Here is a 5,291-nt window from a genome sequence, read left to right as displayed (position 1 = left end):
AACAGCGGCGCAAGCGCGCGGCTTTGACCCGAACCCGCCCAAAGAGCGTGTCGAGATCGCGCGTGCGATAGTCATGAATGGCACGAACCGAGGCGCAATCCGGGCATACGCGGCTTTCTCGGATGATTTCCTCAACCTGATCGCAAAGAATTGCCCGCTGAATCTGTTCGACAACCCTCTTCCCATCCTCGAGGCGCAACCCGATCCCGTCTGGACAGGTCACCCGGTAGGGTCGTGAAATGCCGTCAAGCTGATGAGTGCGCTTCTCCCCGTTGTCGAAGGTAGTTTCGATTGTAATCCGTACGTCCATGGCAGCCCCACACGCAAAGAACTCACCTTAGCACGGGCCGCAACGACGAAGATGACCCCCATGTTTTGTCCACTCCCAACCTGTCCTTCAATCGCTTCATCAAGAAGCCGAGAAATGCTCCTCTGTTCGTTGACAGCATCGCCTCCGGATCAGTGCTTTGTGAACTGGTATTTGGGGGCGGCTGGTTGGTAGACTTGTCCATAGTCTTGCTCCCTCTGTTTAAATCGGTCCAACGTCTCTTGCAGTGCTAACGTCAAATTCCGCTTGATAAGTGGACACCAACGCAGAAACTGAGTTTTATTGGACCCATCAAATACCTCAGCTGGTTTCACTTTCTGGGTTGATCCATTAAGTACTCGGCCATGGCTGCAAGATCTGCGGTACTGAGAAACTGGGTTCCATGTAAAACGACTTCTCCCATGGCGTTGCCAAAGGCATCCCCGGACGGGGTAAGACCGGTCTTTAATGCATAGGCCAAACTGTCCGCGTCCCATCCTTGATTCATAAGCGACGCTGTGTCGATCGCAGGCGCTTTACCTCCACCTGGGATCAAGTCTGAACCAGCGAACTTCTCCGTTTTTTCCTTGCGCCCTCCAGCCAAGTTGCGCGGTGTGTGACACGCACTGCAGTGAGTCGCTCCTTCGACCAACCATTTGCCACGATTCCAACTATCGCTTTTGCCCTCCACAGGTTCCGTATCAGGGTCGTACATAAATGCTGCGCGCCACAACTTTAGACCCGCACGCTGATTGAACGGAAACATCATATTTGGCGCGATAGAAGGTTCCGCCACCGGTGGCACAGTTTGGAATGCCGCCCAGAGATCCGCGATGTCCTGATCTGAGAAGTCCGCATAGAACGGATAGGTGAAAGCGGGATAATAGGGCTCTCCCTCCGGGGATATGCCCTGCCTTACCGCGACTGCGAACTGGTCAATTGTCCAATCCCCGATTCCGTGAACAGGATCTGTCGTTAGATTTGGCGAATACAATGTGCCAAATGGGGTCTCCAGAGCTATACCACCTGCCAGAGGTGCGCCGCCCTCTGGGTTGGTATGGCAGGCGATGCAGCCGGATGCTCTCGCAAGATAGGCTCCATTCTGAACACTGCCGTCCAGAGCCGCCAGTGACGGCGACGGAGTTCGGGCAATTGGCCAAGCAGCGAGCCCAAAAAAGCCGATCACCGTAAAGGCGGCAAGCAATCCAACGCCAATAGATAGGCGCTTCATATTAGTTAGACTCGGCGCGGAATTTCGTATGACACGCCGAACATGCTTGGCCGACTTTTGCAAAGACCGCGTCGGCTGGCATCTGCGCAAGCATCTCGATATTTATCATGCTGCCCGCGCCCATCATGCTGCCGGTCCCCATCATGCCGCCGGTCCCCATCATGCCGCCGGTCCCCATCATATTAGTGCTAGCTCCGTCCGCAGAACCTGATGCCGCCAGGCCATTTTCGGCAGCTAGGCCGAGACCTTTGCCAAGGCTCTCCAGTTGCATGGCAAGAACTTCAAAGTGCTCCCAGTCGGTCCATACATCATCTTTCGCCTCGGAGGGCATACCACCGCTCCCTTCGGGAAAAAGCTTCGTCATTGCTTCTCCGGCATGTTCCTCGATCGTGCGTGCATATTCACGGATAGCTTCAGCATTGTATTCGACGTTACCGCGCATCATCGGTGTAATCGCCTTTGTCGCCTTGCTCATAGCCACCATGCCGTCCATGCGTTCCTTTACGATCCCCGTGGCACCGCCATGCGCCCATACGAGACTTGCGGCGGAAACCGCGACTAGTGATAGTAAAAGGGTGGTCTTTTTCATTTGTATATCTCCATGGGGATTGTTTGATGAGGGTGAGATGCAGCAGCTTCGCGATCACGGAAACAAATCGACGTTCCGTTTGCGCCACTGAGACGTTTTTGTGCCTCTTTCATGGTCAGCATTGACCTCGCGGTAATACATGTGCCGTGACCTCCAGCGTTCCGTGCCTAAAAATCAAGAAAACAGTTGGATGGTCGCCTGGGGTGAGATCTTGTTTGAGATCAGTCAATCGCGCACCGATGTGGGAAGTCGAGATGTCAAGTACTTCCCCTTCATCCACGCCAAATCCATTCTGCGCGATCGTCGAACCCACGAGATCTTTGAAGTATAACTCACCACCCAAAGACACATCGGATGCGACCCCATCTAGGAACACCATCTCGGCGGAAGTGTTCTCGAACACCATCTCAATCTCAGCGTCGCCATCTTGAAGACCGCTGGTAACGCACAGTTTGCTTACGTAGATGCCGTGAAGACCGTCCAAGGACTGTTCGACGCCATCCGCGTGTGCAGGCAGAACAGCTACCGTCGACCAAATTAGTCCCATCACCAAAGCTTGCCGGGCAAAGCGCATCATGAAGCTCCTTCGATTTCAGAGAATTGTGGACGACTACTCCACTGCTTCACGCTCAGCCCATGGGTTACTCTTCCACATTTCATTAAGAAATTTTCATACTCTCTTGATCGAAGTCTGACATCGGAAGAATTCTGGTAATAGAGAATGAGTTCCCTGAAAGGACTGGAAAAATCTTTGAAGGCTGCAATTATTGCCACCAAGGCCCCTAGTGATAATCGGCCTTCAATGACAAGCCAACCTCCAATTGAGTAGAGTAGAAAGGGCGTCAATGACATTAGAAAATTGCTGATTGCTTTCTGCAAATACTTTGCGCGCTGCAAGTCGAGTCTTGTGTTTCTTAGCCGGTGAGCTGCTGAAAGTGTTCTGCGAGTTATGTATCGGCCGGACACATCGCCGGTTTGCTCACCAAGAATGTCTCCAAATGCGCGAACAGCACGAATCCGGAGTCTCATCCGTTTGTTAACCCACCTTTGCAAAATGGGTATGATGAACAGCTGAACAGGGACGAGTGCCATCGCCGCTGCACCCAATATCGGATCTTGAATGAACATAAACAACAAGACCGTGATCAATGTACCGCCTTGGAAAACAGGTGTTGCCAGAACCTCTCCCGCAAACCCTCCGATGGGCTCTATTTCGCTCGTCGATAGTGGGATGACTTCGGTTCTGCGCTGTCCTTCCGGTGCACGGCGCCATGCCCGGTAAAGCACCAGACGAAGCCTCAAAAGTGTTCGCTCTCCGATCTGCCCCTTTTTGACATTTATGCAATATTTAATTGCTCCACTCGCAATCAGTGTAATAAGATATAGGCCTGACAAGATCCCGAGGTACTCTAGTTGCGTATACTGACCGCTAAGAATCTCGATGGGAAAATGACTTGATTCGATAGCACCATTGACAATGCGTTTCGGCAATTCGAGGGTCGCATATAGAATTGGCTGTGCCAACACACCAAGGAAGATCACGGTAACCTGTTCGTGCCAGCGCAATCCTATCAAATTGCGAACAAGCACAAGCTCAGCGCGATCTTCATTGGAAAACAGACTGTTCCGAGCCGCTTTTTTGATAATCTGAGCTAAAAATACCAGGAAACCAAATAGAGCAACCAGTGGAGCAACGACTAGAATAAAGTGCAGCGCCATATGTAGCCAGTGAGGCGGGTTTTCACTGATGTGAAATCCCAATGTGTCTGCAATATGATGCGTCCAGCCGGAAAGACCGGAAAGTGTAAACGCGTCGATTTCCAGGGGCGCACTCATTGTATGTCCTCAAAAAGGCCAGCAGAGTAACGGCCCTGGAGTCTCAACATGACGTTTTCTACTTCATAATCTCTGTTACAATGTACTGGCCATTGACTTGCTCGACGACAAAATGGATCTGGGAGCCTTTGCGAAGGCCTTTCAGCATCGAAGGCTTGGCAACCGCGTAACCCATTTCCATCGCGGGCATGTTGATGTTTTTGAGCGGGCCGTGGTTGATCGTCACCACATTCGACTTGCGGTCCAGGTTCGTGACGGTGCCCATCGACATATCATGATCGCCGCCAGCAAATGACGTTGTTGCAGCAACTGCCAAAGCGGCCGCGAGTGAGAGAATCTTCATGTTTCATTTGCTCCTTTGTGAGGCATAAGATCGGTTGTTAGAGTCGAGGCTTTCTTAATTTCAAAACAGGCAAGTTTGGGGTTTTGGCTGCAAACCACCGAGGGAACTCACTCTGGCTACCGGGTCTGACCGAACGGTCTTTTTGACGATGACAGTGAGGAAGACCTTTGTCGTTTCTACCTTCAAAATCCCATGGTTTACTCAGTTGTGAAAGGTGACTGCCTGGTGCCGATAAAGCTAAAAACTCCAACTAAATCAATACCACTAGGCCGGTTTGAAATGTATCAATTTGTAAGGTTTACACCGACAAGTGCCATCTATAAGCCTTGCGTGAAGCCCTGTAGAAAGAGATCGATGCAGTTCGGAATGATAACCAAGATACTTGGCGCTTCGTCGCTCGCTCTCTTTGTACTGTCCGTTTTTCCAACCGCGTCTGTTGCCGTTGAGACCGGGCCTCTGACAAGCAGCAAGGTTTGTGCAGAAGCGGGTTCAGCGCACACTTCAATGGTCAATGATCGGAATGAGCACCACCACTCCAGTTGCTTTGGGTCGATGACTCACTGTTTGATTGCGGCCACAACGATATCGACGCTTTGTGCGCCACGGCCGGAGCCAACTTCGGGGGCCCCAAAGGTCGCGGAATTACAATTGAGTGAGAGTCGTGTGCTGGAGGTCAAATCGCCTCCTCCGCGTTTCTGAGTACCTTTCCCTCTCTGAGATGTTGCCGCGCGTATAGGTATCAGCAAGTAGCGCTTTGACAGTGCATTTGCATACTTTTCTGCCGGTTACCGGTAGGGCATTTCCAACATCTTGATGAACCTACTCGGCCATTCTGACGACCTTCAGTTTGGCAAACTCCAATAATTGTAAGCGCCGTCTCAACCCCACATTGCTGCTAATGGCTTCGGCTGCGATGTGATCTCCATCTCATGATGGGGAGTGCGTTTCGCAATGTGCGCTACAAATTCGTTTCTCAAATCTCTGG

At 51.6% G+C, this 5,291-nt stretch carries 5 protein-coding genes and 1 pseudogene; all 6 read right to left on the bottom strand.

From position 1 onward, the window contains the following. Positions 1–310 (bottom strand): annotated as a pseudogene (locus tag SM763_RS23850) (ISKra4 family transposase); the annotation flags it as partial. Positions 311–638: 328 nt separating this feature from the next. Next, positions 639–1,538, bottom strand: coding sequence for a c-type cytochrome (locus SM763_RS23845; protein WP_050672438.1), 900 nt, complete (start codon positions 1,536–1,538; stop codon positions 639–641). 1 nt (position 1,539) lies between these two features. Continuing rightward, positions 1,540–2,127, bottom strand: a complete 588-nt coding sequence (locus SM763_RS23840) for a c-type cytochrome (protein ID WP_274836671.1) — start codon at positions 2,125–2,127, stop codon at positions 1,540–1,542. A gap of 115 nt (positions 2,128–2,242) precedes the next feature. Continuing rightward, on the bottom strand, positions 2,243–2,704 hold the full coding sequence (locus SM763_RS23835; protein ID WP_369000038.1) for a hypothetical protein: 462 nt from the start codon (positions 2,702–2,704) through the stop codon (positions 2,243–2,245). Next, positions 2,701–3,963 (bottom strand): ABC transporter ATP-binding protein, encoded by a 1,263-nt coding sequence (locus SM763_RS23830; protein ID WP_369000036.1) that lies wholly within the window; start codon positions 3,961–3,963, stop codon positions 2,701–2,703. The genes SM763_RS23835 and SM763_RS23830 overlap by 4 nt, the downstream gene beginning before the upstream one ends. Before the next feature lie 58 nt (positions 3,964–4,021). Beyond that, the gene (locus SM763_RS23825) at positions 4,022–4,306 is read right to left on the bottom strand and encodes a copper-binding protein (protein WP_369000034.1); all 285 of its coding nucleotides are present in this window, start codon (positions 4,304–4,306) and stop codon (positions 4,022–4,024) included. Positions 4,307–5,291 lie beyond the last annotated feature (985 nt).

The sequence above is a fragment of the Pseudophaeobacter sp. C1-32P7 genome (genome assembly GCF_041008775.1).
In the GTDB taxonomy this organism is placed as follows: Bacteria; Pseudomonadota; Alphaproteobacteria; order Rhodobacterales; family Rhodobacteraceae; genus Phycobacter; species Phycobacter gallaeciensis_A.
This window is presented reverse-complemented; position numbering and strand designations above follow the sequence as displayed.